The 14,974-nt window shown below is 70.4% G+C and carries 13 protein-coding genes; 7 read left to right on the top strand and 6 right to left on the bottom strand.

What is annotated here, in order from left to right; genetic code table 11:
• Nucleotides 1–68: 68 nt before the first annotated feature.
• From OP79_RS33605 to OP79_RS33595, 3 genes are read left to right on the top strand one after another with little or no spacing between them, the layout of a single operon-like run.
• Nucleotides 69–1,499 carry an HtaA domain-containing protein gene (locus tag OP79_RS33605; protein ID WP_033325582.1) on the top strand — a complete coding sequence of 477 codons (1,431 nt, stop codon included), beginning with the start codon at nt 69–71 and terminating at the stop codon, nt 1,497–1,499.
• A gap of 14 nt (nt 1,500–1,513) precedes the next feature.
• Nucleotides 1,514–3,007, top strand: coding sequence for an HtaA domain-containing protein (locus OP79_RS33600; RefSeq protein ID WP_033325580.1), 1,494 nt, complete (start codon nt 1,514–1,516; stop codon nt 3,005–3,007).
• Nucleotides 3,008–3,044: 37 nt separating this feature from the next.
• A complete protein-coding gene (locus OP79_RS33595) occupies nt 3,045–3,689 on the top strand; it encodes a PhzF family phenazine biosynthesis protein (RefSeq protein WP_033325579.1) in 645 nt (214 codons plus the stop codon).
• Between the two features lie 144 nt (nt 3,690–3,833).
• On the opposite strand, the gene OP79_RS33590 is transcribed toward OP79_RS33595, so the two are convergent.
• Both OP79_RS33590 and map read right to left on the bottom strand, forming a co-directional pair.
• Entirely contained in the window at nt 3,834–4,493 is a 660-nt protein-coding gene (locus tag OP79_RS33590) for a biliverdin-producing heme oxygenase (RefSeq protein WP_033325577.1), read from the bottom strand.
• Between the two features lie 207 nt (nt 4,494–4,700).
• Nucleotides 4,701–5,558 carry a type I methionyl aminopeptidase gene (gene map, locus OP79_RS33585; RefSeq protein WP_033325575.1) on the bottom strand — a complete coding sequence of 286 codons (858 nt, stop codon included), beginning with the start codon at nt 5,556–5,558 and terminating at the stop codon, nt 4,701–4,703.
• Nucleotides 5,559–5,619: 61 nt separating this feature from the next.
• On the opposite strand from map, the gene OP79_RS33580 reads away from it, so the two are divergent.
• The 3 genes from OP79_RS33580 (at nt 5,620) to OP79_RS33570 (ending at nt 8,286) form a co-directional block, all read left to right on the top strand.
• The gene (locus tag OP79_RS33580) at nt 5,620–5,838 is read left to right on the top strand and encodes a hypothetical protein (RefSeq protein WP_033325574.1); all 219 of its coding nucleotides are present in this window, start codon (nt 5,620–5,622) and stop codon (nt 5,836–5,838) included.
• A 589-nt stretch (nt 5,839–6,427) separates the two neighbouring features.
• Entirely contained in the window at nt 6,428–7,456 is a 1,029-nt protein-coding gene (locus tag OP79_RS33575) for an ATP-binding cassette domain-containing protein (RefSeq protein ID WP_033325573.1), read from the top strand.
• Nucleotides 7,453–8,286 (top strand): ABC transporter permease, encoded by an 834-nt coding sequence (locus tag OP79_RS33570; protein WP_033325571.1) that lies wholly within the window; start codon nt 7,453–7,455, stop codon nt 8,284–8,286. Before OP79_RS33575 ends, OP79_RS33570 begins: the two co-directional genes overlap by 4 nt.
• A 32-nt stretch (nt 8,287–8,318) precedes the next feature.
• On the opposite strand, the gene OP79_RS33565 is transcribed toward OP79_RS33570, so the two are convergent.
• Nucleotides 8,319–11,627 (bottom strand): AfsR/SARP family transcriptional regulator, encoded by a 3,309-nt coding sequence (locus tag OP79_RS33565; RefSeq protein ID WP_033325569.1) that lies wholly within the window; start codon nt 11,625–11,627, stop codon nt 8,319–8,321.
• A gap of 178 nt (nt 11,628–11,805) precedes the next feature.
• Between OP79_RS33565 and OP79_RS33560 the strand changes: the two genes are divergently transcribed.
• The gene (locus tag OP79_RS33560) at nt 11,806–12,606 is read left to right on the top strand and encodes a site-2 protease family protein (RefSeq protein ID WP_033325567.1); all 801 of its coding nucleotides are present in this window, start codon (nt 11,806–11,808) and stop codon (nt 12,604–12,606) included.
• A gap of 17 nt (nt 12,607–12,623) precedes the next feature.
• Here the strand turns inward: OP79_RS33560 and OP79_RS33555 are convergent, their stop codons facing one another.
• Genes OP79_RS33555 through OP79_RS33545 form a run of 3 tightly spaced genes read right to left on the bottom strand, consistent with a single transcriptional unit; the run spans nt 12,624 to nt 14,700 of the window.
• Entirely contained in the window at nt 12,624–12,860 is a 237-nt protein-coding gene (locus tag OP79_RS33555; RefSeq protein WP_425428643.1) for a hypothetical protein, read from the bottom strand.
• Nucleotides 12,861–12,864: 4 nt separating this feature from the next.
• The gene (npdG, locus tag OP79_RS33550; protein WP_033325564.1) at nt 12,865–13,581 is read right to left on the bottom strand and encodes an NADPH-dependent F420 reductase; all 717 of its coding nucleotides are present in this window, start codon (nt 13,579–13,581) and stop codon (nt 12,865–12,867) included.
• Between the two features lie 45 nt (nt 13,582–13,626).
• On the bottom strand, nt 13,627–14,700 hold the full coding sequence (locus OP79_RS33545) for a sialidase family protein (RefSeq protein WP_033325562.1): 1,074 nt from the start codon (nt 14,698–14,700) through the stop codon (nt 13,627–13,629).
• Nucleotides 14,701–14,974 lie beyond the last annotated feature (274 nt).

The following is a 14,974-nucleotide window of genomic DNA, read 5'->3' as shown; positions in this document are numbered from 1 at the left end:
CCTGGCCCGCAAGCTTAGGTTAGCCTTACCTTTGCTCGCTACCGGCTGCCGCACCCGGAGGACCTTCCATGCCCGCGCGCCTACGTGCCCTGATGACCGTGCTGTGCGCCGCCGTTCTCGGAGCCCTGCTCCCGGCCCAGGCCGCCCACGCGGAGAGCCGCGCAGTACAGGGCGGCCGGCTCGACTGGGGCATCAAGTCGTCCTTCCAGAGCTACGTCACCGGGCCCATCGCGAACGGGAGTTTCTCCCTCACGGGCGGTGCGGCCACGGCCGGCGCCAGCCAGTTCCGCTTCCACTCGGCGACGGGGACGTACGACGGTTCCTCGGGCGCCTTCAACTCCTCCTTCTCCGGCGGAGTCCACTTCGTCGGGCACAAGAAGGACGACGGAACCAACCAGCTCGACCTCACGATCAGCCGCCCCACGGTCCGTATCTCCGGCAACAGCGGCACGCTCCACGTCGACATCGTCAGCAAGGCCAGGGACACCGGCAGGGTCACGACGTCCTCACAGGTGCCCTTCGCCTCCCTCGCTCTCGGCGGGATCGACATGAGGGGCGGCGGCAACGCGGTCCAACTCAGCAACCTGCCCGCCACGTTGACCGCCGAGGGCGCCAAGTCCTTTGCCGGGTACTACGAAGCGGGCACGGCCCTCGACCCGGTGAGCCTCTCCGCCGACGTGCGGGCGGCCTCCGCCGCGAAGCCGTCCGCCATCCCCTCCCCGACGAAGTCGAAGCCCAAGTCCGAGGAGACGCAGGGCACTTCGGGCGCCATCAAGGACGGCGCCGTCGACTGGGGCGTACGCCGGACCTTTCGCGAGTACGTCACCGGGAACATCGCGAAGGGCGAATGGGAACTCAGCGGCGGCGCTCAGGACGGTGGCGCGCTCTACCGCTTCCCCGAGGGTTCGGGGACGTACGACGAGAAGAAGCAGACCCTCGACGCGTCGTTCACCGGAGCGGTGCACTTCACCGGGGAACACGGTCTTGACCTGCGGCTCAGTGCGGTCAAGGCGGCCGTCGCGGACGGCAAGGGCACGCTCTACGCCGATGTGACGGGCCCCGAACCGGAAGAGAAGAAGGTCCCGCTGGTCACCTTCGAGGCCAAGGACTTCAAGCCCGAGGACGGCCTCGCCGCGCTGACGGAGGCGCCCGCGAAGCTGACCGCCGAGGGCGCGAAGGCCTTCGGCGGGATGTACAAGGCGGGCACGGCGATGGACCCCGTCTCCCTCGCCGTCGCCCTGACCGACAGCGCGCAGCTTCCCGCACTGCCCGACCTGGGCAGCGCACAGTCGGCCACCCCCGAGGCCTCGCCGAAGGCCGACGCGGCCCAGGAGTCCGCGGAGCCCAAGACCGAGGCCACGTCGAGCAGTTCGGACGTGCCCGTGCTGCCGATCGGCCTCGCGGTGGGTTCGCTGCTCGCGGTGGGCGCCGCCTTCATGGTCGTACGAGGGCGTCGTACGCGACCGGCGTCCGACGCCGACACAGGAGAACACTCATGAGGAGACCCGAGACCATGGCAGCCGACCGCCGCCGTCCCATAGCCCTCGCGGGCGCCATAGCGACCGCGCTCGCCTTCGGCGCCACCGCACTGGTCGCGACGACCGCATCCGCCGCCGAAGTCCCGCTCAAGGACTACGAGTTGACGTGGGGCATCAAGGAGTCGTACCGCACCTACGTGACCGGCATGGCGGCCGGCAGCTTCACGCCCGCGGAGGGTGCGAAGCAGGCGACGGGCAACGGGGCGTTCACCTTCGTGGAGGGCACCGGCACCTATGACGACCAGGCCCACACGGTCGACCTGGGCTTCAAGGGCAGCCTGAAGATCCAGTCCACGGCACACGGCTTCGAACTCACCCTGTCCGACGTGAAGTTCGACAGCAAGGACGCCGTGATCACCGCGGACGTGACGAAGGGCGCCGCGACGACGCAGGACGTACCGCTCGCCGACGTCACCGTCACCCGCGACATGAAGAACATGGCGACCAAGCTCACGAAGGAGGCCGCGGACACCTTCGGCAGCGCCAGCTACACGGGGGCGGCCGGAGACCCGCTGACGGTCGAGAACAAGGGCACGACGACGCCTCCCACGGAGGACCCGACCACGCCTCCCACCGAAGACCCGACCACGCCTCCCACGGAGGACCCGACCACGCCTCCCACGGCCGGCAACCCCACGTCGCCGTCGACCACGCCGCCCGCGGACACCCCGCCCTCCACCGCACCCACGAAGGGCGACATCGCTGACGGCACCCTCGGCTGGGGCGTGAAGCAGTCCTTCCGTGAGTACGTCGTGGGCAGCATCGCCAAGGGCGAGGTCACCGTCTCCGGCGGCGCGACGCAGGCCTCCGGCAACGGGGCCTTCACCTTCGTCGACGGCTCCGGTACGTACGACACCGAGGCCGACACCCTCTCCGCCGCCTTCAAGGGGTCCGTGAACTTCAAGGGCCATGAGGAGAACGGGACGTACGGACTCGACCTCACCCTCAGCGACCTCAAGGCGAAGATCGACGGCGACTCCGGCACGCTGACCGCCGACGTGAACAGCCTCGGCGAGAAGTCCGACGACGTGGTCCTCGCCGACCTTCAGCCGGGGTCGGCGGACCTGGTCGCCGAGGACGACGTCATCACGCTGTCGGACATCACCGCCAAGATCACGGCGGCGGGATCGGACGCCTTCGGCGGCTTCTACGATGCCGGCGAGGAACTCGACCCGCTGGACCTCTCGGTGGCCCTGTCGGCGGACGCCGAACTTCCGACGACCGACGACCCGGGCGCTTCCGCCACCCCGTCCCCCGGCACCGGCTCGGGCACGAGCGGCGGCACGGGCGCGGGCACGACGGGCTCCACCACGGGCGGCACCACCGGTGGCGGGGTAACCGGCGGCCTGGCCGCCACCGGCTCCTCCGTCCCGGCCGGCGCCCTCGGCGCGGTGGCCGCCGTGACGGTCGCGGCGGGTGCGGGCGTGGTCTTCGCGGTACGTCGCCGCAGGGCCGGTGAGCAGGGCTGATCGACAGCCGGCCGCGGGTGGGTGCTTGAATGCCCGCGTGACTGACTACGACGTGCTACGTGTCTTCTGCGGACCCCGCGGAGGACACGGCAACACCCTGGCGGTCGTACGCGACGGCACCCGGATGCCGGAACGCGACGACCGCCAGGCCTTCGCGGCCCAACTCGGCTTCAGCGAGACGGTGTTCGTCGATGACCCCGAGCGTGGGGTCATCGACATCTACGCACCCAGCGCGCGACTGCCCTTCGCCGGCTACCCCTGCGTCGGCACGGCCTGGCTCCTCGACGTACCCGAACTCGTCACTCCGGCGGGCGTGGTGGGCGCACGCCTCGACGGCGAGTTCAGCTGGATCGAGGCGCGTCCGGAGTGGGCTCCGGCGCGTACGTTGCGCCGGTACGGGTCGGCTGCCGAGGTGGACGGGCTGGAGGTGCCTCCGCCGGGGGAGTGGCTGTACGCCTGGGCCTGGCAGGACGAGGCCGCGGGCCGTGTCCGCGCTCGTGCCTTCCCGGGGCGCGGCGACGGCATAGAGGAAGACGAGGCGACGGGCGCGGCGGCCCTACTGCTCACCCATCAACTGGGCCGCGCCCTGAACATCACCCAGGGCGCGGGTTCACAGATCCTCACGGCACCGCAGCCGGAGGGGTGGGTCGAGGTGGGCGGCAGGGTGTTCCTGGAGCGCTGAGGGCTACGGGGCCTCTTTGTGTGGACGCGTCCCGGAACGGGCGCCCCTTCAGGGGCGCGGGGCTGTGACATTTGCGGCTCCGCCGCGTGGGCGCGACCAGCCCCACGGACCCGCAGACGACGAACCATGCACCCAGCGGAGCGCTCACGCACTCACTCGGAACTCCTCACTCAGCGCCCGAAGCACCCCGATGTTCAACGTGAACGCCTGCCTGCACTCCGCGATGATCCGCTGCTTCTCCAGGTCATCGGCGAGGACCTGGTCGAGCAGTTCGCGATAGGTCCGCTTGAACGCGGCGGGGTTGCTGATGTCCTCGAAGACATAGAAGCGCACCCCGTCCCCCTTGCGCGCGAAGCCCCACGTCGTCTCCGCCCTGCTCCTGAGGACCTGCCCGCCGGAGAGGTCGCCGAGGTAGCGGGTGTAGTGATGCGCGACGTACCCACCGGGCCACGTACGCGCGCACTCCTTGATGCGGGCCGTGTACTCCTCCGTGGCGGGCAGTGCTGTGATGCTCTCGCGCCACCCCGCGCCCCGCAGATGCGCGAGATCCCGCTCCAGGGCGGCCTGTCGCATCAGCTCGGGCCGGATGAACGGTCCCGCCACGGGGTTGTCGGCCAGCTCGCGCCCGCTCTCCTCGATCGCCCGGTAGACGAACCACAGCTGCTCGGTGTACCGCGTGTACGCATCCACGCCGAGCCTGCCGCCCAGCAGGTCGCTCATGAACGTCGAGTCGTGCGCTTCCCCGTGCAGCTCGTGCGACGCGGTACGGATGAGCGTCGAGAACGGTGTACTCGACGAGTTCATGTGGACCTCCGGGCCGAAGAGGAGACGAGAGCCGGGCTCATCTTCTATGGTTAGGCTTACCTAAGTCAACAGATTTCCCGACGTCCTGTCGGTAAAACCCTACCCCGAATCACCACCACACCCACATGCCAGACCCACATGAAAAGCCGCCCGCTCCCGGGGGAGGGAGCGGGCGGCTCTGACGCTGTGACGCGGCTGGGCGACGGGCTAGGGCAGCGTAAGGACCTCGGCCCCGCTGTCCGTGACGACCAGCGTGTGCTCGAACTGAGCCGTCCGCTTGCGGTCCTTCGTCACGACCGTCCACCCGTCGTCCCACATGTCGTACTCGTACGAGCCCAGCGTGAGCATCGGCTCGATGGTGAAGGTCATCCCGGGCTGCATGACCGTGGTCGCGTTCGGGTTGTCGTAGTGCGGAACGATCAGCCCGGAGTGGAACGATGAGTTGATCCCGTGCCCCGTGAAGTCTCGTACGACCCCGTAGCCGAACCTCTTCGCGTACGACTCGATGACCCGCCCGATGATGTTGATCTGCCGGCCGGGCTTGACGGCCTTGATGGCGCGGGTCAGGGATTCACGGGTGCGCTCGACGAGCAGCCGCGACTCGTCGTCCACCTCGCCCACGAGATACGTGGCGTTGTTGTCGCCGTGCACTCCGCCGATGTACGCCGTCACATCGAGGTTGATGATGTCGCCGTCCCGCAGCACCGTGGAGTCCGGAATGCCGTGACAGATCACCTCGTTGAGTGAAGTGCACAAGGACTTGGGAAAGCCGCGGTAGCCGAGCGTGGACGGGTAGGCCCCGTGGTCGCACATGTACTCGTGGGCGACCCGGTCCAGCTCGTCCGTCGTCACCCCCGGCGCGATCTTCTTCGCGGCCTCGGCCAGCGCCCGCGCGGCGATCCGCCCGGCGATCCGCATGGCCTCGACCGTCTCGGGGGTCTGCACTTCCGGACCCTTGTACGGCGTGGGGGCGGGCTTGCCCACGTACTCGGGACGCCTGATGTTTCCCGGGACGGGACGAGTGGGAGAGAGCTCCCCTGGTACGAGCAGCGACTGGCCAGACATGCCAGCGAGTCTAACCAGCGCCCGCTGGGGGACGATGACCCTGGCGAAAGGAGCCGTAGCCATGGCCCTGTTCAAGAAGCGCACGGTCGGCAAACCGGGCGAGTGGTACTACTGCCTGGAGCACAAGAAGGTCGAAGAGGGCCCCGAGTGCCCCGGCAAAGACCGCTTCGGCCCGTACGCGAGCCGAGCCGAGGCCTCCCAAGCGATGGAACGCGCTCGCGAGCGCAACGTGGAATGGGAAGCGGACCCTCGCTGGCAGGATGGCGCTCCCCGCGAGTGACTCCGTCGGTTGGGCGGGGCGCCTACGGGGGTGGTGGGTTGGGTGCGGCATACGGCCCTGGGCTGGTACAGGGTGCGGGTTCTCCGAGACCGGACCTAAGCGACGGGCATACGACGCACCGGCCCACGACCCCTCCCGCCGGAGGGCAAGTGCGGGTCGTCGGGGCGGGGGTGCGGGCTTTCCCGGGGCCCGGGCTTGTCCGGGGCGCCGGGATCTTCGGGGTGCGGACTTGCTCAGGGTGCGGACTTTTCTGGGGGCGCGGGCAGCCGCAGGCTTTTCAGGGGCGCGGGGCTGTATCGATTTGCGGCTCCGCCGCGTGGGCGCGATCAGCCACGACGCACCCGCAACCGCGACACGACATGTCACCCCACCTCCTGGCGGGGGCCTGGGGGCGCAGCCCCCCACGCGGCGGAGCCGCAAATTGATACAGCCGGGAAGGGGCGGGGCTGGGGAAAGGAACCCCACCTACGACGGACCCGCAGTCGAGATACGCACCTCAACCCACCTCCCCCGTAGTCGACAAACCGCCGACAGCCCCCTGTAGGCGGGCTGTCGGCGGTTTGTCAGTGCCCCCTGACACCGTGGCGGCATGACGCGAATCGACAACAACCCCAACGGCCGCGCACGCAGTGCGGTCACCGTTCGGGGGCTGGTCAAGCACTACGGCGAGACCAAGGCACTGGACGGCGTGGACCTGGACGTACGCGAGGGCACCGTCATGGGCGTGCTCGGGCCGAACGGCGCCGGCAAGACCACCCTCGTACGGATCCTGTCCACCCTGATCCAGCCCGACTCCGGCCAGGCGACCGTCGCCGGCTACGACGTCGTACGCCAGCCCCGCCAGCTGCGCCGAGTGATAGGGCTCACCGGCCAGTACGCCTCCGTCGACGAGAAGCTCCCCGGCTGGGAGAACCTCTACATGATCGGCCGCCTGCTCGACCTGTCCCGCAAAGAGGCAAGGACCCGCGCGGACGAGTTGTTGGAGCGGTTCTCGCTCACCGAGGCGGCGAAGCGCCCGGCAGCCACGTACTCCGGCGGTATGCGCCGCCGGCTGGACCTCGCCGCGTCGATGATGGGCCGGCCGACCGTGCTGTATCTCGACGAACCGACCACCGGCCTCGACCCCCGCACCCGCAACGAGGTGTGGACGGAGGTCAAGCGCATGGTCGGCGACGGCGTGACCGTACTGCTCACCACCCAGTACATGGAGGAGGCCGAGCAGCTCGCCTCCGAGCTGACCGTCGTGGACCGCGGCAAGGTCATCGCCAACGGCGCCATCGACGACCTGAAGGCGAAGGTCGGCGGCCGCTCCCTGCGGATCCGCCCGGCCGACCCGCTTGAGCTGCGCCCGCTCGCCGCCGCGCTGGACGAGCTGGGCATCACCGGGCTCGCGACCACCACCGTGGACACCGAGACCGGAACCCTCCTCGTCCCGGTCCTCAGCGACGAGCAGCTCACCGCCATCGTCGGCGCCGTCACCGCGCGGGGCATCACGCTCGCCTCCATCACCACCGAACTGCCCAGCCTGGACGAGGTGTTCCTGTCCCTCACCGGCCACCGCGCGAGCGCCCCGCAGGACGCCGTGCCCACCGACGCCCGCGAAGAGGTCACCGTATGAGTGCCGCCACGATCACCACCACCGATGCCATAAAGGACGTAAAGGGTGATGCGCGGATCAGCCCGCGTGCCCATGTGCGGCACACCGGTGCCCTGATCCGCCGCAACCTGCTGTGGATCAGGCAGGACCCCGAGTCGATGTTCGACGCCATCTTGTTCCCGGTCATCTTCACGCTGCTGTTCGTGTACGTCTTCGGCGGCTCCATCGGGCAGTCGCTCGGCGGCGGCCAGGAGGCGTACGTGCAGTACGTCGTGCCCGGCCTGATGGCCATGATGGGCATGAACATGGCCCAGGGGGTCGGCACCGGCTTCAACCAGGACTTCAACACCGGTGTCATGGACCGCTTCCGGTCCCTGCCGATCGGGCGCGGCTCGGTGCTGTTCGCCAAGATCGCGGTGGAACTGATGCGGATGCTGTTCGCGACCGTGGTCCTGATGATCGTCGGTGTTCTGGTGGGCTTCGACATCACCAACTGGGCCGGTCTGCTCGCCTCCGTGGGGCTGTCCGCCGTCTTCGGCTCGGCCCTGATGTGGGTGTTCCTGACGCTCGGCGTGATCATGAAGAACGCGCAGTCCGTGCAGGCCATGGGTTTCCTGGTGCTGATGCCGCTGCAGTTCGGCTCGTCGATCTTCGCGCCGACCCAGTCGATGCCGGGCTGGCTGCAGAACTTCACCGACTACAACCCGCTGTCCTCGCTCGCGGACGCGGCACGCGGACTGATGGTGGGCGGCCCGGCCGCGCACGACGTGTGGATGACCCTGGCCTGGTCGGCCGGCCTCACGGCGGTCATGGCACCGGTCGCCATCCACAAGTTCCGTACGAAGAGCTGACGTCGACGCACCCGGCCCCGCGCCGGCGGGCGTCAGATCAGGGCGGCGGCCTCCACGGAGGAGAGGCCGCCGCCCTCCGCGTACGCCACCTCGTACGCCTCGTCGCCGAGAACGGCGCGCGTGCGCTCCACCGCCCGCTGGTACACCTCGCGCTCCTGGTACGACGAGACGTGCCGGGACGGCCGCAGCGCGTCGGCGGCGCCGAGGCAGCGGGCGGCGTCACGGGCGCGGCGGCCGCCGTCGATGCGAGCGAGGGCGTACGCGGCGGTCATCAGATACGTGGAGCGCATCTGCGGGGCGATGGCCTCGGACAGCGGGTCCTCGGCGCGTTCCAGTGCGCGGCTGATCGTGTCCAGGGACTCCGGGTAGCGGCCGTCGACCGCGTCCAGCCAGGCCTCGGAGCCGAGGATGTACGCGTCGAAGATGATGAAGTGGGCGATCTTGAACTCCTCGCGCAGCAGCCGGAGTTGCTCGCGCGCCTCGGGGATCCGGTCGGTGATGCTGAGCACGCCCGCGAGGATGAGCCGGGCGAAGATCCCTGCCTGCCCGGAGCCGCCGCCCATGCTCTGGTCGATCACCTCGCGCACCAGGCGCTCGCCGCGTTCGGCCTCACCCGCCTCGATCAGCGCGCCGCCGAGCCGGGCGGTGAGCACGGCCATCTGGGCGTGGGCACCGAGGAGTTCGGCGCTTTCGATGGCCGCTTGGTAGTCGGCGGCGGCCCTGCCGTACTCGCCCCTGCGCTCGTGCGCCTCACCGCGCGCCGAGAGCGCCTCGGCGGTGCCCCACAGGTCGCCGAGGCGGCGGTAGATCTCCAGCGACTCGTCGGCGTCGTGGGTGGCGTCGCCCTCCCATTCGGTGCGGTTGGCGAGCAGGTTGGCGCGCGTCTGCAGATTGGCGGCGAGGTCCCACTCGTATCCGGGCACGCCACGGCAGGTGTCGACGGCGGCGTTGAGGATCGTCCGCACCCGCTCCATGTCACCGGTGAGCATGACGGCGTAGAACCACAGCGAGCCGGGGAAACGGCACGCCTGCGGCAGCCGGGGCTCGTACGTCCCGGCGATGGCCCGCAGCTTCGCCTGCGCCTCGGGTGTCTGCCAAGCATCCAACTCGGTGTCCATGCAAGCGAGATGGATCAGGTGCATCTGGCGCCGGGCCTCGTCGAGGACCTCGCCGGTCCACGGCGGCGGGGTGGCCGTGCAGCGCTCCCACAGCGGGACGACGGGCCGCACGGGCTCGCTGAACGGGTCGGGACCGAGGCCCTGGACCTCACGGCACCAGTTGCGGGCGACGATGCGCAGGTCACGCATCAGCCAGTACCCGGCCATCGACAGTACGAGGCACAGCGCCTCCTGCTCCTCACCCACGGCGACGGCGTGGTGCAGAGCGGCGCGGATGTTCTCGCTCTCGCGCTCCAGGCGTTCGATGGCGGCGAGTTGACCGTGACCGCGCAGCAACGGGTCGGTGGTACGGGCGAGTTCCCGGTAGTACGTCAGATGCGCGCGCTCGGCCGCCGCCCGCCGCCCGGACTCGTCGAGCCGATCGCGCGCGTACTCGGCGACGGTCTCCAGAAGCCGGTAACGCATGTCGCCGTCGCCCGAAGGGGCCGCCACGACAAGGGACTTGTCGACGAGCGAGCCGAGCGCTTCGAGCGTGCCCGGCCCGCAGACCGCCTCCGCGGCGGCGAGGTCACAGCCGCCGGCGAAGACGGACAGCCGGCGCAGCACGTCCCGTTCGCCCTCGTCCAGCAGCTCCCAGGACCAGTCGACGACGGCCCGGAGCGTCTGCTGACGGGGCAGGACGGTACGGCTGCCGGAGGTGAGGAGCAGAAAACGGTCGTCCAGCCGGTCGGCGATCTGCCGGGGCGTGAGCATCCGCAGCCGGGCGGCTGCGAGTTCGATGGCGAGGGGGAGACCGTCGAGGCGTCGGCAGATCTCGGCCGCGGCCTCCGGATCGTCCTCGATCCGGAACCCCGGCCGGGCGGCGGCGCCCCGGTCGGCGAGCAGCCGCAGCGCGTACGGCTCCGGCAGCGGCTCCACGGGCCGCAGCAACTCCCCCGGTACGCCGAGGGGCTCGCGACTGGTGGCCAGTACCGTCAGCTCCGGGCAGCGTTCCAGCAGCTCCTCGACGAGCCGGGCGGTGGCGTCGACGACATGTTCGCAGTTGTCGAGGATCAGCAGCATGCGCCGCTTGCCGCAGTGCTCGGCGAGCCGCTCGACGGGGTCGTCGTGCCGGTCGGATCCGGCCCGCATGGCCTCGGCCCCGGCGCCGTACAGCACGGTCTCGCGGGCGCCGACGGCGGTGAGTACGGCCTCCGGTACGGCGTCCGGGTCGTCGACGGGCGCGAGCTCGGCCAGCCACACCCCGTCCCGGACGACGTCCCGCACACTCTCGGCGGCCTCCTGCGACAACCGCGTCTTCCCGGCCCCACCGGGGCCGAGCAGGGTGACGAGCCGGGCGGTCGCGAGGTCATCACGGATGGCCTCGATGTCGGACTCCCGGCCGACGAAGGAGGTGAGGCGGGCGCGGAGGTTGCCGCGGGCGCGGGACTCGGAGGTACGGGCGTCGTCGGCGACCGTAACGGCAGGGGCGGGTGCGGCCACGGCGGGACTGTCTCCCGCGCTCAACAACTCCCCGTGCAGCGCCCGCAGTTCCGGCCCCGGATCCGTCCCGAGCTGCTCTGCCAGGAGCTGTCGTACGTCCTCGTAGGCAGCCAGCGCCTGCGCCGTGCGCCCCGCGTCGCGCAGGGCGCGCAGGCGCAGGGCCTGGAGGGGTTCGTCCAGGGGGTGGGTGTCGCACAGAGCGGTCAGTTCGGGCAGGGACTGCGCGGCGTGGCCGAGGGCGAGGGCGGCGGTGTGCCGGGCGCGGAGGGCGTCGAGCCGCCGGGCCTCCCAGCGGGCCGACTCGGCTGTGCGGTCGGGGAGGTCGGCGAGGGCAGGGCCGTGCCACAGGCCGAGGGCGTCGTCGAGGGCGACGGCCGCCTTGGCGGGGTCGCGGTCGGCGAGCGCGCGCGTACCTTCGCCGACGAGCCGCTCGAACCGGTGCAGGTCGATGTCGTCGGCCGAGGCAGCTAGCCGGTACCCGCCCTCCTCCGACACGACCGCAGCCGCCCCGAGCACCCGCCGCAGCCGCCCGACCAGGGCCTGCAACGCCCCCGTGGCATCGGCGGGCGGATCCCCGTCCCACACCTCGTCGACCAGCAGCCCCGCGGGCACGGTACGGCCACCCCGCAACGCGAGCACGGTCAGCAGAGCACGCAACCGCGCCCCGCCGACAGGAACGGGGCTGCCGTCGGGGCGAAGTGCCTGGGTGGTGCCGAGGATGCGATAGCGCACGGGGTCCATTGTCTCTGGTGGGTTGAGGGGAGGTCACAGGGTTACGCGGCGCGGCGAGCGAGAGGGGCGGGCGCGAGAGGGCATGCCCCACCCTGTACGGAACTCACAGCCGACCGCGAGACGTTTTCCACTTGCGCCCGGTACGGTCGGGCACGCCCGTTTGTACGAACCCAGGGAGCCCGACCCCATGACCACCGCCACCAACCGCCACAGCGACCGGCGGATCAGCCCGGTCTTTCTCGGGATCGTGGCCGTCATGGCGGTCACGGGCTGGGCCACCTGGACCGGGTTCGCGGAACAGCCCGGTATCGCCGTCTTCCTGTTCGTGACGGCCGCGTGGATCGTCTCGCTCTGTCTGCACGAGTACGCACACGCGCGTACGGCCCTGCACAGCGGCGACATCTCCATAGGCGCGAAGGGCTACTTGACCCTCAATCCACTCGCCTACACCCACGCCCTGCTGAGCATCGTGCTGCCCGTCATCTTCGTGATCATGGGCGGTATCGGTCTGCCCGGCGGTGCGGTCTGGATCGAGCGGAACCGCATCCAGGGCCGCTGGAAGCACAGCCTGATCTCGGCGGCGGGCCCGCTGACGAACGTGCTGTTCGCGGTCGTCTGCACGGCCCCGTTCTGGCTGGACGCGCTCGACGGCGTACCGGCCGACTTCCGGTTCGCCCTCGCGTTCCTGGCCCTGCTCCAGGTCACGGCCGCGCTGCTGAACTTCCTGCCGGTGCCGGGCCTGGACGGCTACGGCATGATCGAGCCCTGGCTGTCGTACAAGATCCGCCGCCAGGTGGAGCCGCTCGCGCCCTTCGGGCTGCTCCTCGTGATCGCCATCCTGTGGATCCCGGCGGTGAACGGTGTGTTCTTCGACGTGATCGACACGCTCCTGCGCGGCCTGGGAATCGACGAGATCAGCACGTACTGCGGCCAGAACCTCTACCGCTTCTGGACGGACACCGACCAGTTCTGCACCGTCGGTTCGTGACCGTCAGCGCCTGACCGTCAGTTCGTGACGGAGCCGTTCCGCGCCTTGCCGCGCCGCAGGTAGTACCAGGCCATGTTGGACGACAGGCCCGCGAGCAGTACCCACACGATGCCCAGCCAGTAGCCCTTGGCGAAGGAGACGACGGCCGCGGCGACGGAGAGGACGCAGACGAAGAGGGCGTAAAGGGCCAGGCGGGGCATCGGAGGGACTCCTGTCAGGGGGACACTGCTTTCCTGTTCACCAGTGTCCCCCACCCACTCATACGTCGGTGACCCGCAGGCCCGCATGGGCCTTGTAGCGGCGGTTCACCGAGATCAGGTTCGCGACCAGCGACTCGACCTGGTGGGCGTTGCGCAGCCGCCCGGAGAAGATGCCGCGCATGCCGGGGATACGGCCGGCCAGCGCCTGCACCATCTCGACGTCCGCCCGTACCTCGCCGAGCACCATCACATCGGTGTCGATCTCCTCGACCTCCGGGTCCTGGAGCAGTACCGCGGACAGATGGTGGAAGGCCGCGGTGACACGCGAGTCGGGCAACAGGGCCGCGGCCTGCTCGGCGGCGCTGCCCTCCTCCGGCTTCAGCGCGTACGCACCCTTCTTGTCGAAACCGAGCGGGTTGACGCAGTCGACGACGAGCTTCCCGCTCAACTCCTCCCGGAGCGACTCCAGCGTCTTGCCGTGCCCGTCCCACGGCACCGCCACGATCACGATGTCGCTGCGCCGCGCGCACTCGGCGTTGTCGGCGCCCTCGACGCCGTGCCCGAGTTCGTCCGCGGCGGACTGCGCCCGCTCCGCGGCCCGCGAACCGATGATCACCTTCTGCCCTGCCCGGGCCAGCCGGTAGGCGAGGCCCTTGCCCTGCGGGCCGGTGCCGCCGAGCACGCCCACGACGAGCCCGGACACGTCGGGCAGGTCCCAGGGGTCCTTGGCCGGGGCCTTGGCGGCTTGCTGTGCACTGTTGTCGGTAGAGGTCATGGGCCGACTTTACGTCCGTACGTCCGTGGGGAATCGCCCCACCACTCACGTGAGGTCCGTCACGGGGACCCTGCGGAAGGTGATCGTCTCGTACGCGCTGAAGTCGCCCGTCTCGTAGAGGAGACCGACGGTCGAGGCGTCGAGGCGTACGAGATCGGAGTACGCGGCGGGCAGTCCGTCCACCGTGTGCACGGGCCGCCAGGTGACGCCGGCGTCGGTGCTGGCGCGGATCGTCATGAGGGCGCGGTAGCCGGGGACAGCGGGACCGGAGAAGAGCAGCACGTCCGGGTCACGGAGCTGGAGAACGCTGCCCTCACAGACCGGCGCGACCAGCCCCGCCTGCGGCCGGAAGGGCTTCATGAGCGTCTGGCCGCCGTCCGTGGAGTAGGCGTCGGCGCGGGTGCCGGGCGCTGTCGCGTCGTTACGGGTGTTGAAGTAGACGCGGCCGTCGGGGAGTTCGGCGGCGGTCGTCTCGTTCACGTTGATGTAGCCGTCGGTGTTGTCGTCGAGGTAGCCGATGCGCCAGGTCTCGCCGCGGTCGTCGCTGAGCAGGCAGTGTCCGCCGTTGTACTTTCCCTCGGTGCCGTTGTCCCGGCCGGCCGGCGGGAGAGAGTGGTTGGCGGGCACGACCACGCGGCCTCCGGCGAGCTGGACCGCGTGGCCCGGTGTGGTGGCGTACCACCGCCAACTCGCCTGCTTCGTCTGGGCGGTGATGTCGCGTGGCCTCGACCAGGTGACCCCGTCGTCGTCGCTGTGCTGGACCCAGACGCGGCGTCCGTCGGCGGCGCTCACCTTGCCCCTTCGGATGGCGTCCTCGGTGGCGAGGGCCGCGTTGCGTACGTGGACGAGGAGCAGGCGGCCGGTGTCCAGGACGACCGGGGCGGGGTTGCCGGCCAGGTCGTCGCCGTGCTTCGCGGCGACCTCCAGTGGACCCCAGGTCCGTCCGCCGTCCGTGGACCGCTTCAGCACGATGTCGATGTTGCCGAAGTCGTCGTGGGAGCCGACGCGGCCCTCGCACATTGCGAGCAGGGTTCCGGCCGCCGTGGTGACGACGGCCGGGATACGGAAGCTTGCGTAGCCTTCCTGGCCTGCGCGGAAGGGTACGGATGTTTCTGGCATCGGGGCCTCCACGGGTGGGGGTGTTGGGCCCCCTTGCCCGCGGGGGGCCAATTCGGGGTGAACGCGGCGTTACGAGTGGGCGGTTGGGGTGGAAGGGGTTCTTTTCCCCAGCCCCGCCCCTTCCCGAAACTGGGGGCTGCGCCCCAGGCCCCCGCCGGGGGGTGGTGGGTGACAGGTCGTGTCGCGGCTGCGGGTGCGTTGTGGCTGGTCGCGCAGTTCCCCGCGCCCCTGAAAAGCAAAAGCCTGCGGCTATCCGCGGCCCGAAGATCCCGGC

The organism is Streptomyces yerevanensis (assembly GCF_000716805.1).
In the GTDB taxonomy this organism is placed as follows: Bacteria; Actinomycetota; Actinomycetes; order Streptomycetales; family Streptomycetaceae; genus Streptomyces; species Streptomyces flaveus.
Note: the sequence above shows the minus strand (reverse complement) of the source record. Positions and strands in the feature narration are given on the sequence as shown.

Coding starts and splice junctions, on each gene's coding strand:
- npdG (WP_033325564.1), bottom strand. CDS start 13,581: ATGACCTCTACCGACAACAGTGCACAGCAAGCCGCCAAGGCCCCGGCC.
- OP79_RS33565 (WP_033325569.1), bottom strand. CDS start 11,627: ATGGACCCCGTGCGCTATCGCATCCTCGGCACCACCCAGGCACTTCGC.
- OP79_RS33545 (WP_033325562.1), bottom strand. CDS start 14,700: ATGCCAGAAACATCCGTACCCTTCCGCGCAGGCCAGGAAGGCTACGCA.
- OP79_RS33600 (WP_033325580.1), top strand. CDS start 1,514: ATGGCAGCCGACCGCCGCCGTCCCATAGCCCTCGCGGGCGCCATAGCG.
- OP79_RS33575 (WP_033325573.1), top strand. CDS start 6,428: ATGACGCGAATCGACAACAACCCCAACGGCCGCGCACGCAGTGCGGTC.
- OP79_RS33605 (WP_033325582.1), top strand. CDS start 69: ATGCCCGCGCGCCTACGTGCCCTGATGACCGTGCTGTGCGCCGCCGTT.
- map (WP_033325575.1), bottom strand. CDS start 5,558: ATGTCTGGCCAGTCGCTGCTCGTACCAGGGGAGCTCTCTCCCACTCGT.
- OP79_RS33580 (WP_033325574.1), top strand. CDS start 5,620: ATGGCCCTGTTCAAGAAGCGCACGGTCGGCAAACCGGGCGAGTGGTAC.
- OP79_RS33590 (WP_033325577.1), bottom strand. CDS start 4,493: ATGAACTCGTCGAGTACACCGTTCTCGACGCTCATCCGTACCGCGTCG.
- OP79_RS33570 (WP_033325571.1), top strand. CDS start 7,453: ATGAGTGCCGCCACGATCACCACCACCGATGCCATAAAGGACGTAAAG.
- OP79_RS33560 (WP_033325567.1), top strand. CDS start 11,806: ATGACCACCGCCACCAACCGCCACAGCGACCGGCGGATCAGCCCGGTC.